19 protein-coding genes are annotated in these 21309 nt (G+C 71.3%); 2 read left to right on the forward strand and 17 right to left on the reverse strand.

The window, feature by feature from the left end:
• Positions 1-41: 41 nt before the first annotated feature.
• From ABD378_RS21050 to ABD378_RS21130, 17 genes are all read right to left on the reverse strand, one after another.
• Positions 42-1382, reverse strand: a complete 1341-nt coding sequence (locus ABD378_RS21050; protein ID WP_344522481.1) for a cytochrome P450 — start codon at positions 1380-1382, stop codon at positions 42-44.
• A gap of 44 nt (positions 1383-1426) precedes the next feature.
• The gene (locus ABD378_RS21055; protein WP_344522482.1) at positions 1427-2281 is read right to left on the reverse strand and encodes a class I SAM-dependent methyltransferase; all 855 of its coding nucleotides are present in this window, start codon (positions 2279-2281) and stop codon (positions 1427-1429) included.
• The gene (locus tag ABD378_RS21060; RefSeq protein ID WP_344522483.1) at positions 2275-3105 is read right to left on the reverse strand and encodes an alpha/beta fold hydrolase; all 831 of its coding nucleotides are present in this window, start codon (positions 3103-3105) and stop codon (positions 2275-2277) included. Before ABD378_RS21060 ends, ABD378_RS21055 begins: the two co-directional genes overlap by 7 nt.
• The gene (locus ABD378_RS21065) at positions 3102-3785 is read right to left on the reverse strand and encodes a substrate-binding domain-containing protein (RefSeq protein ID WP_344522484.1); all 684 of its coding nucleotides are present in this window, start codon (positions 3783-3785) and stop codon (positions 3102-3104) included. The genes ABD378_RS21060 and ABD378_RS21065 overlap by 4 nt, the downstream gene beginning before the upstream one ends.
• Positions 3778-4521, reverse strand: a complete 744-nt coding sequence (locus ABD378_RS21070) for a DUF6182 family protein (protein WP_344522485.1) — start codon at positions 4519-4521, stop codon at positions 3778-3780. The genes ABD378_RS21065 and ABD378_RS21070 overlap by 8 nt, the downstream gene beginning before the upstream one ends.
• Positions 4518-5675 (reverse strand): hypothetical protein, encoded by a 1158-nt coding sequence (locus ABD378_RS21075; RefSeq protein WP_344522486.1) that lies wholly within the window; start codon positions 5673-5675, stop codon positions 4518-4520. The genes ABD378_RS21070 and ABD378_RS21075 overlap by 4 nt, the downstream gene beginning before the upstream one ends.
• Positions 5672-7117 carry an FAD-dependent oxidoreductase gene (locus tag ABD378_RS21080; RefSeq protein WP_344522487.1) on the reverse strand — a complete coding sequence of 482 codons (1446 nt, stop codon included), beginning with the start codon at positions 7115-7117 and terminating at the stop codon, positions 5672-5674. The genes ABD378_RS21075 and ABD378_RS21080 overlap by 4 nt, the downstream gene beginning before the upstream one ends.
• Before the next feature lies 1 nt (position 7118).
• The gene (locus ABD378_RS21085) at positions 7119-7976 is read right to left on the reverse strand and encodes a class I SAM-dependent methyltransferase (protein WP_344522488.1); all 858 of its coding nucleotides are present in this window, start codon (positions 7974-7976) and stop codon (positions 7119-7121) included.
• Positions 7977-8042: 66 nt separating this feature from the next.
• Positions 8043-9728, reverse strand: coding sequence for a GH3 auxin-responsive promoter family protein (locus ABD378_RS21090; RefSeq protein ID WP_344522489.1), 1686 nt, complete (start codon positions 9726-9728; stop codon positions 8043-8045).
• Positions 9715-10383 carry a dTMP kinase gene (locus tag ABD378_RS21095; RefSeq protein WP_344522490.1) on the reverse strand — a complete coding sequence of 223 codons (669 nt, stop codon included), beginning with the start codon at positions 10381-10383 and terminating at the stop codon, positions 9715-9717. Before ABD378_RS21095 ends, ABD378_RS21090 begins: the two co-directional genes overlap by 14 nt.
• A gap of 145 nt (positions 10384-10528) precedes the next feature.
• The gene (locus ABD378_RS21100; protein ID WP_344522491.1) at positions 10529-11683 is read right to left on the reverse strand and encodes an acyltransferase family protein; all 1155 of its coding nucleotides are present in this window, start codon (positions 11681-11683) and stop codon (positions 10529-10531) included.
• Positions 11684-11880: 197 nt separating this feature from the next.
• Entirely contained in the window at positions 11881-13086 is a 1206-nt protein-coding gene (locus ABD378_RS21105) for an MFS transporter (RefSeq protein WP_344522492.1), read from the reverse strand.
• 164 nt (positions 13087-13250) lie between these two features.
• Positions 13251-14504 (reverse strand): FG-GAP repeat domain-containing protein, encoded by a 1254-nt coding sequence (locus ABD378_RS21110; protein ID WP_344522493.1) that lies wholly within the window; start codon positions 14502-14504, stop codon positions 13251-13253.
• Positions 14505-14522: 18 nt separating this feature from the next.
• Positions 14523-15338, reverse strand: coding sequence for a hypothetical protein (locus ABD378_RS21115; protein ID WP_344522494.1), 816 nt, complete (start codon positions 15336-15338; stop codon positions 14523-14525).
• Between the two features lie 5 nt (positions 15339-15343).
• Positions 15344-16540, reverse strand: a complete 1197-nt coding sequence (gene wecB, locus ABD378_RS21120; protein WP_344522495.1) for a non-hydrolyzing UDP-N-acetylglucosamine 2-epimerase — start codon at positions 16538-16540, stop codon at positions 15344-15346.
• A 512-nt stretch (positions 16541-17052) separates the two neighbouring features.
• The gene (galU, locus tag ABD378_RS21125; RefSeq protein ID WP_344522496.1) at positions 17053-17967 is read right to left on the reverse strand and encodes a UTP--glucose-1-phosphate uridylyltransferase GalU; all 915 of its coding nucleotides are present in this window, start codon (positions 17965-17967) and stop codon (positions 17053-17055) included.
• Between the two features lie 155 nt (positions 17968-18122).
• Positions 18123-18818, reverse strand: a complete 696-nt coding sequence (locus ABD378_RS21130; protein ID WP_344522497.1) for a TetR family transcriptional regulator — start codon at positions 18816-18818, stop codon at positions 18123-18125.
• A 465-nt stretch (positions 18819-19283) separates the two neighbouring features.
• Here ABD378_RS21130 and ABD378_RS21135 point away from each other — a divergent pair, with 465 nt between their 5' ends.
• Positions 19284-20480: an IS701 family transposase gene (locus ABD378_RS21135; RefSeq protein WP_344522498.1), complete on the forward strand. Its 1197-nt coding sequence runs from the start codon at positions 19284-19286 to the stop codon at positions 20478-20480.
• A gap of 135 nt (positions 20481-20615) precedes the next feature.
• A partial coding sequence (locus tag ABD378_RS21140; protein ID WP_486389301.1) for a phosphohexomutase domain-containing protein occupies positions 20616-21309 on the forward strand: 694 nt, incomplete at its 3' end.

A 21309-nucleotide genomic window follows, 5' to 3' on the forward strand; every position in this document is an offset into this window, starting at 1 on the left:
TCAGTTGCGCGGGGTTCCGCCTCCCCCGCGCCTCCCCCGGTTCAGGTGCGCGGAGTCACCACCAGGGGGAGGCTGCTCGGGTGCGGCAGGGAGCTGTTCGACTCCGTGATCCTTCGGGTGCCCGGCGCGATCCGCAGCTGCCAGCGGGTGACCAGGGTGGCCAGGGCCACCGTCATCGTGGTCTCGGCGAGGTGCTCCCCGATGCAGCGGTGTGGTCCGGTGCCCCACGGGAAGTAGGCGCCGCGCGGCAGGTCCTGGCCGGTTTCGGACTCGCCGCGCTCCGGGTCGAAGTGCCGGGGGCGGTCGTACGTGTCCGGGTTGCGGTGCATGGCCCGCGGGCTGTAGCCGATCTCGGAGCCCGCGGGGACGAGGGTCCCGGCGAGCTCGACGTCGTGCCGGGCCCGCCGGGTGAACAGCATCGGCGCGTGCAGCCGCAGCGTTTCGTCGACGACCTTGCGGGTGTACGAGAGGTCCTTGAGGCGGTCGTAGTCGAGCGGCCCTGCGTCCAGGACGGCCGAGGCCTCGTCGTGCATCCGTCGCTGCACCTCGGGCCGGACGGTCGTCTCGAACACCGCCCAGGTCAGCGAGGTGCCGGTGGTTTCCAGGGCGGCGAAGAGCATCATCAGGAACTCGCCGCGGACCTCCTCGTCGGTGTACGGCAGGCCCGTCAGCGGGTGCGTCGACTTCAGCAGCACGTCCAGGACGTCGTGCGCGGCCACCGGGTGGGCGCGGCGGTCCTGGGCCAGTGCGTCGACGATGGCGTGGAAGCGCCGCACGGCCGCGTCGAACCGGCGGTTCCCCGGCGTCGGCAGGGACATCAGGAAGCCGGGGAAGACGGTCCTGGGGATCAGCCTGCGGGCGATCAGGAAGAGGGTCTGCCGGATGTCGCGTACGACGTCGTGGCTCAGGTCGGCGCTGAACAGGGCACGCAGCACGACCGCCGCGACGAGATCCGACAGGGCTTCGTCCGCGGCGACGGGTGTGCCGGGCCGCCAGGAGGAGAACTGCCGGTCGGCCTCCTCGACGATGTCCTGGGTGTGGGAGCGGACGCTGCGCCGGCTGAAGGCGGGCTTGACGATCCGTCGCTGGTGGCTGTGGGCCGCGCCTTCGGAGGCGATCAGCGGGTTGCCGAAGTGGCCGGCGAGGCCCTCGAAGAAGCGGCCCCGCTCGAAGGCCCCGGTGTCCACCTGGATGCGGTGGACCAGGGCCGGGTCGTTGGCCAGGTACAGGTGGAAAGGGCCGAAGCCGATGCGGACCAGCGGGTCGTCGGTGCGGGTGGACTCGAAGAAGGACAGGGGCCTGCGCAGCAGGGCGGGCGCGTGCCCGAGCAGGGGAACACGGCCCGGCGCGGGCGGGCAGGGGGAGGGGGCGGTCGCCGGCATGGGTGGTCTCGGCTCCTCGTCGGTGGTCGGGGAGAGGGACGCCGTCAGTGGTGGGCGGCGGGCACGGTGCCGACGGCCAGTGCGTTTCCCTCGCTGATGTATCCGTCGGGGGAGCGCAGCGGGTGGTCGGGCGCGGCGGGGTCGGTGAACCGCCGCCACTCCTCGCTGAGGCCGAGCGCCAGTGCCTGCCCGGCGATCTGGGCGCAGGCCGCGGTGTAGAAGTCCGTCGCGGCGGGGGGCAGCGGCGCGTGGTGCTCGATCAGGACGGTCTGCTGGCGCACTTCGGTGAGCCCGGCCCGCTTGAGGTGGCGGTACAGCTCCCGGGTGCGCAGCAGTTGGCGGGCGTAGCCCGGCGCGGCGCCCGCGGCGCGGAAGAAGTCGCCGAACAGATAGGGGTCGGCGGGCCGTGCCGTGATCAGGTGGGCGTCGAGGTCCTTGACGGCCACGGTGCCGCCTGGACGCACGACACGGCTGAACTCGGCCAGTGCGGCGGCCAGTTCGTCGTCATCGAGGTACTGCACGGTGTTGGAGCACCACACGGCGTCGAAGGAGTCGTCCGGGTAGGGCAGTTCGAGCAGGCTCGCCCGGTGCACCTCTACGGAGCACGGCAGTTGCCACTCCCCGGAGCGCCGTGCGGCGAGCGCCACGTTCTCCTCGGCGAGGTCGATGGCGGTGACCCTGCCGCTCGCGCCCACGAGGGATCCCAGGTGCGGCAGGAAGTCGCCGGGGCCGCACCCCGCGTCGAGCACGTGCTGTCCCGGTGCGACGCCCGCTCGGCCGAGCAGGTCGAGGTAGGACCGTTCGCAGGCGCGGAAGTGGGTGTCGACGACGGAGTGGTGGGTGAAGCCGAGGCCGGTCGAGGTGGTGTAGCCCCAGTCCTTGTGGTCTTCGGTCAGCATGCGAGGCCTCTGTTCCCGGTGTCGGCGCCGACGGGTGTCGCGGGGCGGTCGTGGTCCGTCGCGGCGATCTCGGCGAGGAGGCGGCCCAGGGCCGCGGTGACCTTCTCGGGCGCTTCCAGGGGTTGCAGGTGCCCTGCGCGCGCCACCGTGACCAGCCGCGCGTGCGGCAGGGCGTCGGCGACGTGCCGGGACTCGTCGGCGGCCACCAATGCGTCCTCGGCCCCGGCGATCACCACGGCCGGCACCCGGGCGGCGCGCAGCACGTCGGTGGAGTCGGGGCGCGCGGCGATGGCCCGTTGTGCCCAGGCCAGGGCGGCAGGGTCGGCCGCACGGGCGTCGGCGAGGACGTGGGCGAGGAGCTCGGGGTTGCGCCGCCGGGTCGTGGCGCCGAGCAGCGCGGGTGTGACGCGCTCGACCAGGGGCCGCCCAGCCTTCTCGTCCTGGACGACATGGGCGAACTGCAGGCGCTGGGTGGCGGCTTCGGGGCTGTCGGCGGTTGCGCGCGCGGACATCAGGGCGAGTCCCGCGACCCGGTCGGGGAAGCGGCGCAGGAAAGCCATCGCCGCGTATCCGCCCATGGACGATCCGGCCAGGGCGGCCCGTTCGATGCCGTGCTCGTCGAGGGTGCGGGCCAGGTCGTCGGCCACGGTGTCGAGGGAGGGCGGCTCGTCCCCCAGCGGGGTGGCGCCGAAGCCGCGCTGATCGGGAGCGAGGACGCGATGGCCGAGCGCGCGCAGCGCGCCTGCCTGGGCCTCCCACATCGTGGCGCGCAGCGACAGGGCATGCAGCAGCACCACGGGGACGGGGGTCGCGAGGGTGGTCATCGGGACGCCTCCGCTTCCGCCGTGGTGATGAACTTCCGTATGTGTTCGGGGAGTTCGCGGCCGCGACGCCAGGCCACGGTGACCGGGGCGGGCGGCAGGTCGTGGAGCGGCACCACGCGGATGCCCGGCGGTGCGATGTCGGCCAGGGACAGGAGCGAGATGTGCACGGCCTCCCCCCGGGCCACCAGGCCCATCATCTCGGGGATGGAGGTGACCAGGCGGTTGCGGCGGATGGGGCGTCCTGCCGGGGTGCGCGACGGCACGACCTCGTCCCACACGTAGTCGGGGAAGGTGCCAGGGCGGGCGAAGGTGTCGTGGTCGGCGAGTTCTTCGACGGAGACCGAAGCGCGGGCGGCGAGCGGATGCCCCGCGCCGACGACGACCGCGCGAGCGTCCTCGGCGAGCACCCGGCTGGTGACCAGGTCGGGCTCCCTGAGCCCGAACTTGACGATCATCAGGTCCAGTTCGTCGGCCCGCACGCCTCTGAACGGGTCGGCGACGTCGTACTCGCTCAGCCGCACGGCGGCCTTGTCCCAGCCGGCCAGGCCGATGATGTGGGACGCCACCGCGGCGGAGCCGTGATAGCCGAACCGGATGACCCGGGTGTCGGTGGTGGTCGGGACCGGGATCGGGGGCGCGGTCGCAGTCGCCCCAGTCGCGGTCGCAGTCGCTTCAGGCAAGGAGTGCCTCCTCGGTGAGCCCGGCGGCGGCCTTCAGCCGTCCGGGGAGCTGGTGGTCGGTGACGGCGCGCACGCGGGCCAGGCGTCCCTGACCCCAGGACAGGCGCGGCAATTGACGGAGCGCCAGGTGGTCGCCAGGGGCGATGGCACCGTCCAGGACCGCCTCGACGAGCACGTGATTGACGTGGACGAGGGCCTCGGAGACGGTGCAGTCGGCGGTGGCGACATACAGCTCGCGGCACACGCCGCTGCGGCTGCCCGCGGAGGGCCCGCCGGGGATCTCGATGACGGTGTCCGGGCGGTCCGGCAGGGCGGCAGGGCCGTCGAAGAGCTTCAGGAGCCGCCGCAGCCCGGCCGTCTCCGATGCGGGCCCCGGCGCGGCCCACGCCGCCGAGAGATCGGGGGCGAGGTGCGCGAAGGTGAACCGGTCGCGCAGGTGGGCGGGGTTGCCGGCGAGGAACACGGTGCGGGTGAACGAGGCGCGCCAGGCGGCCGCCCGCTCGGGCCCCACCCCCAGGGCGAACGAGCAGGTCTCGCGGGCCCATTGGGCGAGGTCGAAGCTGCGCAGCACTACGGCGGCCAGGGCGCCCGCGTCCGCGTCCTCGGCCGCGATGTCGTGCTGGGCCGCCATGAGCCCGTCGTAGCTGTCCAGGTCGTGCCGTGCGGCGAGGCCGGGTCGTGCGGCACGGATGCGTGCGGCGGCCCGCTCGCGCAGGCCCTGCTGGGTCAAGGTCATGAGAACACCGTTGTCAGGAGGTCCGATGCGGGTGCGGCACGGCGCTTGCCGAGCAGGCCGGAGGCCAGCCGGTACGGATCGACGTACAGGTGGTCCTTGCGGTGCCGCGCGAGATGCTCGTCGAGAGGTCGCGGCGCATCGTGCCGGGCCGACGCGAGGAGCTGCCCGGCCCGCCTGATGCTCTGGTGCAGCAGGTCGGCGCGGAAGGACTGCTGCCGGCCGGGCCCGAGCATGGCGATGAAGTACAGCCGCATGCCCAGGTGGACGGCGGCCGGGTCGTGCTCGTCGCGCACGGCCCGCAGGAGGGCGCCCGCGTGCACGTCGCGCCAGCCGCCCTGGCGGGCCGAGCGGATCTGCCCGTCGATGGGCACTCTGCCCAGGCTCACCCGCCGCACGCTGGGCCCCAGCGCCGTGAGCACCCGTGACAGCTGCTGGTAGTCGGGGTCGAGCTCGCTGTCGTAGAGCAGCACCACTTCGTCGAAGTCCGGTGCCATGGGAAGGAGTTCACGCAGCGCGCAGGCCAGATAGTTGGCGCGGCCGTCGGCCGTGACCAGCTGCCGCAGGGGCAGCCCGAAGCGGGTGAGGTCCAGGTAGACGGGTCCGCCGACGTCGCGCTGGTCCAGGCACATGCCGAGGCCGGCCAGGCGGTTCAGGGCGGCGTCGAGGGTGAGGCCGGGCGGCTGGTGACGCAGCAGGCCGGGGTCGTGCAGGCCGAGCGCGGCGTAGTGCTCGGTCCACAGCCGCAGGACACGGGTGCCCGCGGGGTGCACCCAGCCGTGCTCGACCGCTTCGGCGTAGGGCCGCAGGGCGTGGGCCGAAGCGCGTGGCGCCGCGCGGAAGTCGACGTACAGCTCGCCGATGCCGTCCTCGGCGAGGTCGGTGTAGTCGGTGTCGCCGTGGGTGCGGTCGAGGAACTCCCAGAACCCCAGGGTCTGTTCGGTGGGGTGATAGGTGGTGTGGCTGTAGCGGTAGGTGACGTCGGCCAGCTGCCGGGTGGCCCGGTACATCACGTCCGTCCACAGGAGCCCCTTGAGGTGGCTGGGGGTCAGCGGCTTGGACGGGGTGACGGTGATCGGCGCGAGCAGGACGCGGCGGCGGCCCGCTGGCGAGGCTGCCGGGTGCGCTCTCGGCTGCTCCAGGGGGAGGGCCGTCATACGAGAGCCCCCTCGGCCGACATGACCGCGCGCACGAGCTCGTCCCTGCCGGGTCCCTCGGGCCGTGCATCGGCGGGTGGCCCCGCCTGCCGGACGCGGGCGACGAACTTCTCGTCGCCGAGCACCTCCGCGGGGGTGCTGAGCGACATGAGGACGCGGGTAAGCCCCCGCCACACCGTGCAGTCGCTGCGCGCCGCGGCCGCGATCTCGTCGAAGCCGGGCGGGCCGTCCTGCGACCGGACCGGCGCGGGGGCGGGCGTGCCGTCGACGGCGGCCCGCCAGTGGGCGATGCGCAGCCGGTCGGACGCGGCGGACTGCTCGTACCAGGGGAGGAACAGCTGCTGCGTCATCCGGGCCACGGCCTCGCGCTGCGCGATGTCGACGTCCGGCTGCCCGTCGAGCAGATCCGCGAGCCGGAAGGCGTGCTCAAGGGCGAGCGACATGCCGCGGCCGAACAGCGGGTTGGTGATGCAGGCCGCGTCGCCCACCGGGAAAAGACCGGCGACCGGAGCCTGCCGGGTGCTCGCCGTGCCCCGCAGCGTGTTGGGCGGACCGGTGATCACGCGTACGGGCGAGATCGGCGCGCCGGTGCTGTTCTCCAGCCAGGGGGCGAGACCCGGGGTGGCGCGTGCCGCCGCGGTGAACCCGGCCCGGCTGCGCAGGCCGTGCAGCGCCCGGTCGCCGGGCAGGGTGGCCAGGGCGATGGAGAAGGTGTCGTTGTCGCCCGGGTGCAGGACTCCGGCGTAGTGGCCGAAGATGTCGCCGACGGCGTTGCCGCGGTTGATGGGCCCCGGCAGGGTGCTGGTCTTGAGCTGGTAGAAGCGGGTGTAACCGGTGAGCCCGGACGGGCTTGTGCGGTCCGCGGCGACCGGCAGGCCGGCGTCGCGCAGCCACGTGCGCGACAGCGCGCGGCGCCCCGTCGCGTCCACCACGATGTCGGCGGGGATGCGCGTGCCGTCGCCGGTGACGACGGCACGCACCCGCCGTGCGGAGCGGTCGAGTTCGATGCCGCTGACGGTGGTGTCGTGCCGGACGGTGACGCCGGGCAGCTCGCCGACCGCTCGGTGGAGCATCAGCTCCAGGCTGGAGCGGCGGCAGCCGAGCGCGACCAGTTCGGCGTCGCCGGGTTCGCGTGCGGTGTCGGTCGCGCCCGCGGGCAGGGCATCGGTGAGGTCGAGGGTGGGGGCGCCCGCCACCCGGGCCGCGTTGAGTACCTGGGGAGCCCGCTCGCGCAGCACCCGTACGCCGAGTGAGGTGAGGGTGTGCGAGTGCAGTCCCTGCGGCACGGTCGGGCGCTCCCACCAGGAGACGGCCTCGGCGATGGACCACTGGGGAGGCTTCGGCGCCCGTTCGAGGACCAGGACGCGGTAGCCGATGCCGGACAGCGCCAGGGCGCCGGCGAGCCCGGCGAAGCTGCCACCGACGATCACTGCCGACGGCATGTCAGCGCCGCCGTCCGTGGACGAAGAAGACCCGCCGCACGTCGTCCACGTCGCGCGGCGGAACCGGGTCGGGCCAGCGCCCGAAGTCCGCGCCCCGCTCCCCGGGCTGGGGCGCCCGCACGGTGAATCCATAGCGGTCGAACAGGGCCTCCGGCTGGTCCGTGCCGAACAGCCAGGGGCAGCCCCAGCCGTCGAACACGTCAAGGAGGCCCTGCATCTGAGGCAGGGTCAGGGCCGCCGTGTTGACGATGTCGGCGGCGATGCGGCTGCCCGGCGCGGAGATCGCGGCGACCCGTTCCAGGATGCGGTGGGTGTCCGGCTCGGGGATGTAGTAGAGCAGCCCTTCGAGCAGCCAGGTGGAGGGGGTGGCGGGGTCGTACCCCGCGGCCCGCAGGTCGTCCTCCCAGGAGGGGGAGGTGAGGTCGACGGCGACCTTGCGATGGTCCGTGCGCGGCTCGACGTCGGGGAGCCGCTCCTCCTTGTACGCGAGGACGGCGGGACGGTCGACCTCGAACCAGCGCACGCGGGCCGGCCAGTCGAGCCGGTAGGCGCGCGAGTCCATGCCGGCCGGGGCGAGCACGATCTGGGTGGTCTCCGGGTCGGCCGCCGCCTCCTGGAGGTAGTCGTCGAAGAACCTGGTGCGGATGGCGTTGTAGTCGGGGGTGCTCGGCAGGGTCCGCTCCAGGCCGGGCGGGAAGGTGGCCGCGCGGACCTCCGCGAGCAGTTCGGCACCGATGTCCCCGGCGAGCGCCGCGGCGTACGGGTCCTCGTACAGCCGGTCGGGGCGTTTGGTCTCGGCGGCGCGCAGTGCGGCGGTGAGCAGCGCGGTCCGTTCGACGGCGTCCAGTGATGCGGTCATGGCAGTCCTTGCTTTCTCTCGGTGCGAAGAGGGCCGCGGGGGCGGGGCCGGTGGCCGGCCGCGCGCTCAGCCGCGGGAGGGTTCCGTGAGCCGGGCCCACAGCTGCGGGTCCTGGCGGAAGAGCCGGTCCTTGACCTGGGTGGGGCGGATGCCGCACGCGACCTGCTCCTGCCAGTCGCGCAGGAACGCCTCGGGGTCCAGCAGGTTCAGCGTCGGAGCGGCGAGCCGGTCCGTGGTGCGCGCGGCGTGATAGCCGGCCGACTCGCGCCGCAGCGCCTGGTCGAGCCGGCCGGTGAAGCGGGCGGATTCGTCCTGGCTCCACGGCGTCGTCGCCGAAACCGCGAACTCGTAGGCCGCGGGCCGCCGCGGGCCCGTCGCCACCCGGCAGGCGGCGTTGCGCAGTTCGAGGCCTGTGGCGTCGAGCGCGCTCTGCAGGGCCCTGATGACCTGGGCGTCGCGCAGTCGCTCCCCGGCGTGATCGGAGCGGTGGTTGCCGCGGCCCGTGTACTCGAGGCGGGGCACGCCCTCCTGATGGTCGACGACCCGTACGACATCACCGACGGCGTAGCGGTAGAGCCCGCCGACGTGGCTGAACACGACGTGGTAGTCGCGGCCCGGCTCCAGTTCGTCGGGCCGCAGCGTGGCGGTGTCGGGCCCGAGGTCCTGATCGGCGTCGGCGAACTCGTGCACCGCGGCGGTGACGACGAGGCTGCCCGCCGTGCGGTGCCGGTCGAGGGCCACGCCCACCGGCCCCTCGGAGGCGGCGACGGGCGCGGGCAGAGCGGTCACGCCCGCGCCGAACTCCTCGCGCAGCCGCGGGAGATAGAGGGACGCGAGGCCCGTGGTCCAGCAGAACAGGGCGCGCATGTGCGGCCAGACGTGCGCGGGGCGTACGGTGCCGTGGCGCCGGGCGAGCCGCTCGAGTTCGGCCGCCCGCTCGGGGTTCGGGGAGCCGTACGGCAGTCCGCCCAGGGTGCCGTCGCGCACCTCCTTGACGATGCGCGGCCACCACTGGCGCAGCTGATGGGGCAGGGCCGCCACCATCGCGGGGTTGATCCCGATGACGCAGCGCACATCGCTCTCCACCGCGAGGCGCAGCCGCAGATACATCTTCTCCAGGTGCTCGTCGGCCGCGACCGGAACCGGAAGCGTCGCCCAGGGGGCGCCGGTGCCGGGCTCCGCGGAGAGCGGCTCGCCGAAGGCCGAGCCGAAGTCGACCTGGCTCGCGCCGACATGGGGCCGTCCTGACGCGGTGGTCGGCGGGGCGGAGAGCGGGTCGTGCTTGAGGTTGAGCACGGCGCCCGGGTGGCTCAGGACGTCGGGGAAGTGCTCGATCAGGGGCGCCCACGCGGCGTAGTAGAAGGGGAAGAAGGTGGTGCGCATGAAGCGGGGCGTCACCGGGACCTTCTTGTGCGCGCCGGTGCTGCCGCTGCTGGTGAAGAAGACGGTGGGCCGGTCGGCGGTCAGGACGCCGGGCTCACCGCCCGCGGCGCGTTCGATCCACGGCTCGAGGTCCGCGTAGGTCTGGACGGGCACGGCCTTGCGGAAGTCGTCCAGGGTGCGGATACGGTCGAAACCGTGCCGCTTCCCGTACTCCGTACCGGAGTTGAAGTCGAGCAGGTCGCGCAGCACGCCCTCCTGGTGGCCGGCCGCGTCGGCGAAGGCCTCCCGCAGCCCCTGTCGTTCGGCGAACACGCGGGCGCGGTAACGGCGCAGCCGCTCGGGATCCGTCCATGACTCAGCCGAACTCATGGGTGAGCACCTCTCGTATCGCCGCCGCGGTGTCCTCCGGGCGGTCGTGTTCCTCGATCACGGTCACGGGCAGGGAATGGATCTCGTCCCGCATCGTCTTGGCGAGGTCGGTCTGGTAGCGGCGAAACCCGTCCCACTCGGGCCGCGGGCCGTAGTGCTCGAGCAGGTTGAGGTCGAGCCCCATGCGGCTGCGCCGCCAGGCCGTCTCGGGCGGTACGTCGAGGTAGACCACGCGGCGCGGCCGGGGGAAGGTGCGCCACCACGCGAACAGCGGGCTGTCGGGGGCCCCCGCGAGACGGCACTTGGCCAGGAGCTTGTAGTAGTAGGAGTCGACGACGACGGGCCGTCCCGACCCCTCGTCGCGCAGCAGCTGGTCGCGCAGATGGACGACCGCGGTCTGCACCAGCGAGGCGAAGAACTCCGGGGACCAGTCGTCCGGATGGGGCGCGACGTCCTTCACGACGTTCCTGCGCAGCCGGCCGATCAGGGTGTGCTCGGGGGCGAGACGGGCGTCGTCGACGGACAGCAGCCGCCACTGCGGCGCGGACCGGCCGAGGTGGTCGAGGGCGGTCGACTTGCCCGCCTGATCGGGGCCGAGCACGACGCAGAACGGCGGATGTCCGGCGCTCGGCGGGGTGTGGGCATGGGGGGTCACGATGATGTCGCTCCCTGGGCCGATGTGGTTCGTGGTTCGGTCGGACCGGTCCACGGGGAGGGTGCGGAGGCCGACGGTCACAGCCGTCGGCCTCCGCGCGGCCCGCCTCAGCCGGGGGAGTACTGAGGGGGGCCCGTTCTCCGGGTCACCGGTCGACGGCGGTCTTCTCCCGCTCCGCCTGCGGCGGAATCAGATCGCCCACGGGGGGCACCCGCACTTCGGCCGGCTCTGGGCGCGGCTCCTTGGCCGGGCGGGACGAGCGTCCCCAGCGGGTCATGGCGGGCCGTTCCACCAGGGTGTAGAGCAGCCAGGCGAAGAACAGGCTGGCCACGGCGAACAGGACGGATATCCCGATGGCGCCCGGTGTCGACCAGGTCTTCTCGGCTCCGATGAGTCTGTGGCCGTAGTGCAGGACGAGGTCGTGGACCATGTAGAAGGCGAAGGAGACCTCGCCGAGCCAGATCATGACCCGTCCGCGGAACGGGGACCGGGTGCCGTTCACATCCGCCTGGGCGCCCGCGGCGATGACCATCATGAGCGGTACGACGGTCACGGCGAGCATGCCGTAGATCGCCGGCACGAACATGAGGACGACGAGGGAGACCCCAAGCAGCGGTATGGCCGCGGAGAGCCGGACGGGGAGCCACTTGCCGGTCCGCACGAGCCGGGCCAGGAGGATGCCGAGCGTGAAGTCCAGCATCCTGACGGGCGGGAGGTTGTAGACGACGTAGAAGTGCCGCAGCGGGATGTCGGCCCACGGGGCCAACGGGCGGTCGGGTACGAAGAGTTGGACACAGACCGGGACCAGCACGACGGCGGCGAGGACTCCGGCCGTCCATGCCCACAGGCGGTTGCGCGGGATGCGCAGGATCAGCCGGTGCAGGAGCGGGAAGGACAGGTAGAAGAGCGCTTCGCACGCCAGCGACCAGGCGGGCCTGTTGGTGCTGGAGAAGACGTTCGGGCTGGGGAACCACGACTGGATGAGCAGCGCGCCGGGCACGGTGTTGCCCAGGTTGAGGGCCTGGCCGGTCCAGAGCAGGAGCAGGGCGCCGATCACCAGCGTGACCAGGTGGTTCGGGTAGACCTTCATCAGCCGCCGGCGCCAGAAGGCGCGGACCGTGTCCTTCGGCCGGGCCGACCAGGTCAGGACGAAGCCGCTGAGGATGAAGAAGAAGCCGACCCCGACCCAGCCGAGCCGGTTGACGGTCAGCGTCATCGACTCGTTCACCTCCGGGTCGTCCCAGAGGTTCTCGATGGCGATGTGGGCAAGGAAGACGAACAAGGCTGCGATGAAGCGCATCCCCGTCAGGGAAGGTAGTCGTTTCTGCAAGTTGGACCCCACGGGTCGACTCCAGTTCTCCTGCCGCCGTGCGGCGATACGCGATGGATGGGACGAGCTTTGGAGGGGACGAGCGACGGAGGGGACGAGCAGAGGGAACGGGTTCTCCTCTGCTCGGTCGCCTTCCGTCAGAGCCCGGAACTCCGCCCCTGCAGCGCCTAGTTGCGCGCCGGTGCAGGGGCCGGTTCCGTGGCGGGGGTTGCGGTCGGGGAGGTGGCCGGGGTGCGTCGGCCAAGGGCCGCGGCCAGGAAGGCCAGCAGCAGACCACCGGTGGTGAGGAGGGCTCCGGCCCCGTTCACCGAGGCGTATCCCAGGCCGGCGCTGATGGTCAGGCCGCCGACCCACGCGCCGAGGGCCACACCGATGTTGAACGCGGCGATGTTCGCGGACGAGACCAGGGCATTGGCGCCCCCCGCCTGCTTGATGATGTACATCTGCAGCGGCGAGAGCGTCGCGAAGCCCACGCCGCCGAGCAGCGCGAGGGTCGCGGCCGCCGCGGGCCGGTTGTGCACGGTGATCGTGAACAGGGCCAGCGTCGCCGCGAGGCCGGCGAGCACCACCAGGATGGTGGGCATCAGGGCGCGGTCGGCGGCCTTGCCGCCGAGCAGGTTGCCGATGACCAGGCCGACGCCGAACAGGACGAGCAACCAGCTGATGGCCCCGGAGCTGTAGCCGGCGACCTCGGTCATCAGCGGGGTGACGTAGGTGAACGAGGCGTGCAGACCGCTGATTCCGATGGCGGTGATGCCGAAGGCCAGCCACACCTGCGGACGCCGGAAGGCGGTGAGCTGTCCGCGCAGTCCCTCCGTCGGGTCGGCCGGGGTGTGCGGAACCAGCAGGGCGATGCCGATGAGGCCGATGAGTCCGAGGGCGGCGACCACCCAGAAGGTGGACCGCCAGCCGAACTGCTGGCCGAGCAGGGTGCCCATGGGCACGCCGAGCACATTGGCCAGGGTCAGGCCGGTGAACATCAGCGAGATCGCGCGGGCCCGCTTGGCCGGTTCGACCATGTCGGCCGCGACCACGGTGCTGACGCCGAAGAACGCGCCGTGTGCGAAGGCGGACACGATGCGTCCGAACATCAGCAGCCCGTAGGTCTGCGCGACGGCCGACAGCAGGCTGCCCGCGATGAACAGAGCCATCAGCGCCAGCAGGATGACCTTGCGGGGCATGCGCGCGGTGAGGGCGGTGAGCGCGGGTCCGCCGACGACGACGCCGAGTGCGTATCCGGACGTCAGCAGGCCTGCCGTCGAGATCGACACGTGCAGGTCGCCGGCGACCTCGTTCAGCAGGCCGTTGATGATGAATTCGGTGGTACCGATCCCGAACGAACTGATGGCCAGGGCCAGCAGGGCGAGGGGCATGGACAACCTCCTGTCAGGTGTGTGCCGCCGGGTGCGGACAACGGGGGTAATAATTGCACACGCCTTATATCTGCGAGCGCGGTCTACAGGACAGTGCAGATTAACGGCGCATGCAAGAGCGGCCGGCGCGTGACGTGAGGTCGCCGCGGGGGCGGTGGTCCTCGCTACGGAATGTCGATCTCGTTGCGGTAGACCATGAGCTTGGCGTCCTTGGCCACGTAGTAGTTCTGGACCGAGTACGCGATGGTGGCGAAGTCGAGCCGGCCGTCTCCGTTGAAGTCGGCGGTGGCGATGCGGGCGACGGATTCGTCGGACACCCGCCACTTGGTCCAGATGCCGTTCTTCAGGTCGACGGCCTTGTAGTACATGACCCCCTGCCACGGCCACGGGCCGCGCAGGGCGACCAGGAACTCGTCCTCGCCGTCGCCGTCGAAGTCGGCGGTGACGATCTGGTGGCCGGGGCCCTCGCCGTTCTCGTTGGGGTCGCCGTAGACGTCGAGCAGGACGCGGTTCCACTCGACCTCGTCGGCAGGACCGTCGGTGGCCTTCGTGTAGACGGCGACGGTGTTGCCGTGGAAGGGCTCGATGGCGGCGACGTACGCCATGGGATCGTCGCCGACACGTCCGACGTTGAGGTCGCCGCTGCCCCGGAACCCGGTCTGCTCGAACTGCGTGAGCTCGCCGGTGCCGATGAGTGTCCGGATCCACTCCTTCTTGTCCTCGTCCCAGTACATCCAGGTGACGCCCTCGTCGGAGGCGAGCAGCAGGGAGTCACGGTCCGAGCCCGGGATGAGGCCCTTCTTCTTCTCCGCCCCGTGGATCATCCGGAAGTGGGTGTCGTCGATGACCGTCATCGGCCATTCCTCCGCGCCGTGCACGTCGTCGGGCTGCGTGAACAGCACGACGGGGAGCACCGCGTGGACGTCCTCCTTCGCCACGATCGGCAGGCCGATGATCTCGAGCCGCTCGCTCTGGGTGAAGTGGCCGACGCGCAGCCGGTGCATGCCGGTGGTCCGGCCTATGTAGTGACGCTTCCAGCGCGACTCGTCCTTGTCCGGGCTGCCGGGGTTCTCCAGCCAGTCGATCTTTCCGCCGGCGTCGTTGGCGTCGTGGATGGTGCCGATGGGCCCGTACAGGTCGTAGCAGACGATGATGTCGGGGTGGCCGTTGCCGCTGATGTCCGCGTAGTCCGCACCCACCGGCATCTTGATCCGGTCGGCGACCAGGCGCCGGGTCCAGTCCTCGCCGTTCTGGTACCAGTAGATCTCGCCCAGGCTCAGGCCGTAGCCGAACAGGTCGGGCCTGCCGTCGTTGTCGACGTCGGGCGCCTCGAGCCAGTACCCGTCGCGCAGTTGGTCGGCGACCGTCTCGGGGGTGAACCTGGGGGCGCGGAACGGGGTCGCGTCATTGTGGGACATGGTCTTCTCCAGGACGTCTCAGCGGGCGATGGCGTGGTATTCGACGGCGAGCCAGACGCAGTCGGTGTCGGCGCGGTATTGGTGCCAGGGGTAGCGGTACGAGCCGTCGGACTCCTGGACGCAGAAGGGGTCAGGGGTGGTGTATCCGGGGCTCATCCGCAGGTCCTCGTAGAGCGCCGCGTGGTCCTGGGCGCTGAACTTCTGCATGCTCCCAAGACCGTGGACCTGCGTGTGCACCTCGATGAAGTCGTGCCGGTCGTGAATGGCGCAGTCGGTGCCCGCCGGGGCGAACCAGAGGTTCACCTTGATCTGGAACTGCTGCTCGCGCTCGGGCAGTTGGGTCTGCTTCAGGACGTACGCGGGATCGAAACTGATCGTCCCCGCGTCGTCCTGCGGGCTGCGCCACAGGGGGGTGTCCCGGGGGAAGGAGGTCCCCTCACCCTGCTGCGGAGCCTGTGCCAGCAGGTCGCCGAGGAGCCGCCATCCCGGCTCGTCGACGATCGGCGCCACGGGTACGTCGTCGTCCGTGCGCAACAGGACGAGGGCGTCGGCCTGTTCGACGGTGCACTCGCGCAGGATGGTGGACGACAGCGGAGGGATGCCCTTGCGCGGCTCCTGGGCGATGTGGACCGCGTCGACGCCCAGGTTGACGACGATGGCGGAGCCGCGCACGAAGTAGTTGTCCGCGTTGCGCACCAGCGTGGCCTCGACGTGCCGGCCGGTGAAGTTGAGCGGAGTCTCGGCGTTGCGGTCCTCGGCCGTGGCGCGGACGAGGGGGGCGGGGTGGTTCACGGTCTGCTTCCCTTGCCAGTTGGTGTAGGTGCTCCGGGCCACGCGGCTCAGGCGGGCGCGGCGGTGGCGGTGCGGGCCAGTTCCACGGACAGGTCGTCGACGGGGGTGGCCGGAGTGAAGGACTCGGCCGCCGGGCCGTCGCCGAAGTAGTGGGCGATGGCCTGGACGGTGCGCTCCGTCGCGCGGCCGTCTCCGTACGGGTTGGCGGCGGTGGCCATGCGGCGGTAGGCCTCGGGGCTGCGCAGCAGTTCGGTCGCCGCGGCGACGATGCCGTCCCGGTCCGTCCCGACCAGCCGTGCGGTACCGGCCACCACTGCTTCGGAGCGCTCGGTCACGTTCCCAAGGACCAGCGTCGGCTTGCCGAGCGCGGGACCCTCCTCCTGTGCGCCGCTGCTGTCGGAGAGGACGATGTCCGCGCGCCGCATGAGCTTGCTGAAGCTCAGGTAGGGCAGCGGATCGACCACCGTGATGTTCGGGTGGCCGCCGATCTTCGGGAGCAGGGTGCCCCGTACCGCGGGGTTGCGGTGCAGCGGGACGACGACACGGACATCGGGCTCCTCCGCGACGTCGACGAAGGCATCCGCGATCTCCGGCAGATGCGGCCACGCCTCGCGCCGGTGGGCGGAGGCGACGACGATGCGCCGGGTGTCCGTGTCGAGGTCCTCCAGCGCGGGGTGGCCGTACGAGGAGGACTTCCCGCTGGCCCACTGGAGCGCGTCGATGACGGTGTTTCCCGTCACCACGATGCTGTCGTCGGCGATCCCTTCCCGCAGCAGGTTGGTGCGGTTGCCGGGGGTGGGGGCGAGGTGCAGCGCCGCGATCTGTGCCACGAGCCTGCGGTTGCCCTCCTCGGGGAACGGCGACCGCAGGTGCCCGCTGCGCAGCCCCGCCTCGACGTGGACGACGGGAATCTGGTGGTGGAAGCCGGACAGCGCGGCGGCCAGGGTGGTCGCCGTGTCGCCGTGGACGAGCACGGCCTCCGCCGAAAGGTCCTTGAACACCTCGCCGAGGCCGTGCAAGGACCGGGAGGTCACCTGGGACAGCGTCTGCTTCGGCGCCATGATCTCCAGGTCGATGTCCGGCTCGAGGTCGAAGGCGTCCAGGGTTTCGTCGAGCATCTGCCGGTGCTGTCCGGTCGAGACGACGATCGGGTGGAAGCGTGGGTCGTCCTGAAGCGCTCGGATCACCGGCGCGAACTTGATGGCCTCCGGCCGGGTACCGAGAACAACTGCAACGGTCCGCATTTCTTTTTCATCCTCAGGCTCGTCAATGGGCAGGCTCGTCAGGGGGCAGGCTCGGCCAGAAGCGGTCACAGGCGATGTATGGCGCACGGAACCAGGCCGGGGCCGGATAATGCCGCTCTCCGGGACGACGTCAATTTGGCGGCGGGAGAGATCCGACGGGTATCTGCTGCACGGTGGGTTTCTGCGGTGCGAGGGGGAAATCGACGCTTTCCGTACGCCCGACGAGGGTTCGGACACGCAGTGCAGAACACTCTCGCTCCGGTGCATCCCCCGGAATCCACGGCGATGTGGACCCGTCTCTGCTGGTGCGCAGGGAACATGTCTGGCGCGGGCAACGACATTACGCAACGGCGGCTCAATAACCATGGCCGTGCGGGATATCCCGGACGTTCTTGGCAAGTTCGTGAAGTCGCCGCGCCCGGCCGCGCGACCACGGCCGGATCCCCGGTGCGACCACGGCCGGATCCCCGGTCGGGCGTGGGAACGGCATCGCCCGTCAGCCCGTCAGCCCGTCAGCCCGTCGGCGTCAGCGCCTCTTCGGCCACGAACGTCCGCAGCCACGCCAGGAATCCGGGCCCCAGGTCCTCGCGTTCGCACGCCAGCCGCACGGTGGCGCGCAGGTAGTCCGCGCGGTCCCCGGTGTCGTAGCGCCGTCCGGAGAACACCACGCCGTGCACCGGCCCGCCCTGTGCGGAGCCGGCCAGGTCCCGCAGCGCGTCCGTGAGCTGGATCTCGCCGCCACGTCCCGGCTCGGTGCGGCGCAGCACGTCGAAGATCTCCGGGGCCAGGACATACCGGCCGATGACCGCGTAGTTGCTCGGCGCGCTGCCGGGCGACGGCTTCTCCACCAGGTCCGTGATGCGCACCACGTCGCCGTCGGAGTCCGCCTCCACCGCGGCACATCCGTACAGGTGGATCTGGTCCGGGTCCACCTCCATCAGCGCCACCACGCTGCCGCCGTGCTCCGCGTGGACCTCGGCCATGCGGGTCAGGAGCGGGTCGCGCTCGTCGATCAGGTCGTCTCCCAGGAGTACCGCGAAGGGCTCCGCGCCCACGTGCGGAGCCGCACACAGGACGGCGTGCCCGAGCCCGCGCGGATCGCCCTGGCGTACGTAGTGGATGTCGGCGAGTCCGGTGGAGGCCGACACCTGGGAGAGGCGTTCCTTGTCACCCTTGCGCCGCAGTACTTCCTCGAGTTCGTAGTTGCGGTCGAAATGGTCCTCGAGAGGACGCTTGTTGCGTCCGGTCACCATGAGGATGTCGGAGATTCCCGCGGACACGGCTTCCTCGACCACGTATTGGATGGCGGGCTTGTCCACCACGGGAAGCATTTCCTTGGGGGTGGCCTTTGTTGCGGGAAGGAAGCGAGTGCCAAGACCCGCAACGGGGACAACAGCCTTGGAGATGACGGAAGATGAATCAGGCATGGGGAAAAGCTACGAGCCGCTGTCCGCAGCCCGAAGCGCTTTTCCTTTTGGAGCGACGACTTCGGCACATTCGAGGGTTCAAAGATCGCACTCTCGGATGTCGGTCCCGGACCCGGCCTCGATGGCGCGGCCGGTTCTCGGCCGAGAGGAACCCCTTACCGCGCCTCGGCCGGCACTCGCCCCGCGACGGTGAGTTCCCTGGCTTCGCAAGGGGACGGCGCGCCGTCGGACACCTCGTCCCGGCCCGGCTCCGGCCGGACCAGGGGGCGGGCGGTGATGCCGCGCAGCATGGCCTCCCAGATCCGGGCGAACTCCCCTGACAGGTCGGGTCCGTTCTCGGCGCGCGCGGCGCCGCGGATGTGCGCCTCCGCTCCGGCGACGAGGAGCTGTGCGAGCGCGACGACCGTGGCGCGGTCGTCGCGCCCGGGACACTCGCTCTCGGCCGCCAGCGCGGTCAGCTGCTCGACCGTGGGGAGCCAGCAGTCCGACCAGTCGCACGCGGAGTCCGTGCGTTCGCGGGCGAGCCGTGCGGCGGCACGCACCAGGGGGTCCCGTCCGAGCAGGGTGGCCAGCGCGAGGGTCACGGAGACCACGGTCTCCAGAGGGGACGCTCCCCGCGTGGCCGCCACCTGCTCCACGACGCGGCGCGTGGTGGCCACACCCTGCTCCTGCACCTCCTCGGCCAGTGCCTTCTTCGAGGAGAAGTGGAAGGTCAGGGCGCCCATGGAGATGTCGGCCGCCTCACTGATCCGGGCGAGTGCCGTGCCCTCGTATCCGGCGTCGTCGAACACTGACGCCGCCGCCCGGACCAAGGCCTCTCGGGTGCGGGCCGATCGTGCCTGTTTCGCCATGGTCTGCCTCCAGGATGCGCACACCCGAGCAGGCCTGAGCGGCCGTTGGGCGTGGAAGTTTGTACGGGAAACGGGCCGACGTGCCATTGCGTTCCAACCACCCGCCCACCCCGGGCAGTTGCGCGCAGACGGTTCCGCGACGCCGGCGGCTCGAGCGGCGCGACGCGGCATCGCCACGTGGTCTGCGGCCGGCCCGCGGTCCGTGCCGCTCAGTATTCAGCCGTGGTGATGTGCAGCACAAACGCCGACCCTGCGAGGCCCCGTCGGGAGGTGGCCCCGGGCGCCGTCCCCCCCGCCGTTGCCGCGATCGCAGCTCCCGCCGAGCCGTCGTCGGGCCGGTGTATGAATCCCGTACGGACTTGGCGAAGTCTCACCTCGGCACGGCTCACCGTCCAGAAAAAAAAGAACCTCTACTATTATTTTTCGTGGTCGTCAGGACGCTTTGCAATGCCAAGGGGAGGCATCATGAAGGAACACCGCGCAGGTCTGGACGGCACACTCAGCGCCTTCACGGAGGAGCTCTTCGCTCAACTGCCGCGTGCTGACCAGCGTCGTTGGGCCCGCTCGTACCTCCAGGGGCTCCTGGCCACGCCCGGCAAGAAGTCGGTGCGGCGACTGGCCGCGTCGGTGTCCAGCTCGCCCACGGCTTCTCAGTCGCTGCAGCAGTTCGTCAACGCCAGCCCATGGGACTGGGAACCGACGCGCAGGCAACTGATACGCGTGGCCGAGCGGCACGGCTGGGCGCGGGCGTGGGTCATCGAGACCGCCGTCCTGCCCAAGCGGGGCGATCACTCCTGCGGGGTGCACCGTCGCTTCGTCCCGTCCGTCGGCCGTACCGTCAACTGCCAGCTCGGCATCGGTGCCTTCCTGTCCTCGGAGAGCGGGGACCTCCCCGTCGACTGGCGGTTGTTGCTTCCCGAACAGTGGGGTGACGACACGCGGCTGTGCGAGCGCGCACGCGTTCCCGAGTCGGCCCGGAGCCTGCCGCTGTGGGCGCACGTCATCGACCTGGTGGAGAACCTCGCCGCCCATACGTCGTTTCCCGCGGTGCCCGTCGTCACTGATGTGAGCGACTACCCCGAGGGCGTCTGCCTGCTGGACCAACTCTCCCGCCTGGGACGTGACTTCGTCGTGTCCGTTCCCCTGGATCTGCCGGTCCTTCCCGCCCACTCGCGTCCGTCCGGCGCGCGCCGTGACGCCACCGACGCGCAGGGCGCCCTCGACGTCCGGCGCTTCCTGCAGTGGCACGGCACCCGGCACCCGTACGCCGTCACGTTCACCACTCCGGGCCGGCAGCAGCAACAGGTCCGCGTCGTGTCCGGCCTTGTCCGTCTGCCCGGCAGCCGGCACACCTACCGGGTCTTCGCCGAACAGCCGTCGGAGGGGGACCGTCCCCTGCGCGTGTGGATCACCAGTCTGGTGGACCGGGATATCGAGCACCTCACCGCTCTCGCACGCATGCACAGCGGCACGGTCTCGACGCTGCGGTCCCTGGAAGCGGACTACGGACTGCTCGACTTCGAGGGGCGCTCCTTCCCCGGCTGGCACCACCACATGACCCTGGTGTCCGCGGCATACGCGTACAGCCGTCTGTTCTCGACTCCTGGCCAGAGCCCTCAACTCGACGTCTACCGCCGGACATCGGACCTGTACCACGTGTGACTCATGGCCACTCATGACGTGCGTCATGAGTGGCCTGCCCGCGGAGCGGGCGACCTTCCTTCGCAATGATCCGCCGAACCACACTCACCAACTGCCCTTTGTGGCAGGTGAGTTGCCTGACTGGAGCGAGTAAGAGTGTCTGATCTGTCGCACATCGTGAAGGCGTATGACGTTCGCGGGGTGGTCCCGGACCAGTGGGACGAGTCGCTGGCCGAGCTGTTCGGCGCGGCCTTCGCGAAGGTGACGGGCGCGGACGCGATCGTGACCGGTCACGACATGCGGCCGTCGTCGCCCGGCCTCTCCCGCGCCTTCGCGCGCGGTGCCGCGGCGCTCGGCGTCGACGTCACGGAGATCGGCCTGTGCTCGACGGACCAGCTCTACTACGCGTCGGGTGCGCTGAACCTGCCGGGCGCGATGTTCACCGCCTCGCACAACCCCGCGCAGTACAACGGCATCAAGATGTGCCGCGCGGGCGCCGCCCCGGTCGGCCAGGACACAGGCCTCGCCGAGATCCGGGCTCTGGTGGAGGGCTGGTCGGAGTCCGGCGCCCCGGAGGCGGCGGCCACGCCCGGCACGCTCACCGAGCGCGACACCCTCAGGGACTACGCGGCGCATCTGCGCGGTCTGGTGGACCTGATGTCCAGCCGCCCCCTGAAGGTGGTCGTGGATGCGGGCAACGGCATGGGCGGGCACACGGTGCCGACGGTCTTCGAGGGCCTGCCGCTCGCGCTGGTGCCGATGTATTTCGAGCTGGACGGCACGTTCCCGAACCACGAGGCCAACCCCTTGGACCCGGCCAACATCGTGGATCTGCAGAAGCGGGTGCGTG

The sequence above is a fragment of the Streptomyces rectiviolaceus genome (genome assembly GCF_039533825.1).
In the GTDB taxonomy this organism is placed as follows: domain Bacteria; phylum Actinomycetota; class Actinomycetes; order Streptomycetales; family Streptomycetaceae; genus Streptomyces; species Streptomyces rectiviolaceus.

Bases quoted from the DNA above. Each gene is read 5' to 3' on its own strand.
- ABD378_RS21050 (WP_344522481.1), bottom strand. From the start codon at position 1,382: ATGCCGGCGACCGCCCCCTCCCCCTGCCCGCCCGCGCCGGGCCGTGTT.
- ABD378_RS21085 (WP_344522488.1), bottom strand. From the start codon at position 7,976: ATGACCGCATCACTGGACGCCGTCGAACGGACCGCGCTGCTCACCGCC.
- ABD378_RS21070 (WP_344522485.1), bottom strand. From the start codon at position 4,521: ATGACCTTGACCCAGCAGGGCCTGCGCGAGCGGGCCGCCGCACGCATC.
- ABD378_RS21135 (WP_344522498.1), top strand. From the start codon at position 19,284: ATGAAGGAACACCGCGCAGGTCTGGACGGCACACTCAGCGCCTTCACG.
- ABD378_RS21090 (WP_344522489.1), bottom strand. From the start codon at position 9,728: ATGAGTTCGGCTGAGTCATGGACGGATCCCGAGCGGCTGCGCCGTTAC.
- ABD378_RS21105 (WP_344522492.1), bottom strand. From the start codon at position 13,086: ATGCCCCTCGCCCTGCTGGCCCTGGCCATCAGTTCGTTCGGGATCGGT.
- ABD378_RS21060 (WP_344522483.1), bottom strand. From the start codon at position 3,105: ATGACCACCCTCGCGACCCCCGTCCCCGTGGTGCTGCTGCATGCCCTG.
- ABD378_RS21080 (WP_344522487.1), bottom strand. From the start codon at position 7,117: ATGCCGTCGGCAGTGATCGTCGGTGGCAGCTTCGCCGGGCTCGCCGGC.
- ABD378_RS21110 (WP_344522493.1), bottom strand. From the start codon at position 14,504: ATGTCCCACAATGACGCGACCCCGTTCCGCGCCCCCAGGTTCACCCCC.
- ABD378_RS21055 (WP_344522482.1), bottom strand. From the start codon at position 2,281: ATGCTGACCGAAGACCACAAGGACTGGGGCTACACCACCTCGACCGGC.
- ABD378_RS21075 (WP_344522486.1), bottom strand. From the start codon at position 5,675: ATGACGGCCCTCCCCCTGGAGCAGCCGAGAGCGCACCCGGCAGCCTCG.
- ABD378_RS21130 (WP_344522497.1), bottom strand. From the start codon at position 18,818: ATGGCGAAACAGGCACGATCGGCCCGCACCCGAGAGGCCTTGGTCCGG.
- wecB (WP_344522495.1), bottom strand. From the start codon at position 16,540: ATGCGGACCGTTGCAGTTGTTCTCGGTACCCGGCCGGAGGCCATCAAG.
- galU (WP_344522496.1), bottom strand. From the start codon at position 17,967: ATGCCTGATTCATCTTCCGTCATCTCCAAGGCTGTTGTCCCCGTTGCG.
- ABD378_RS21100 (WP_344522491.1), bottom strand. From the start codon at position 11,683: ATGCGCTTCATCGCAGCCTTGTTCGTCTTCCTTGCCCACATCGCCATC.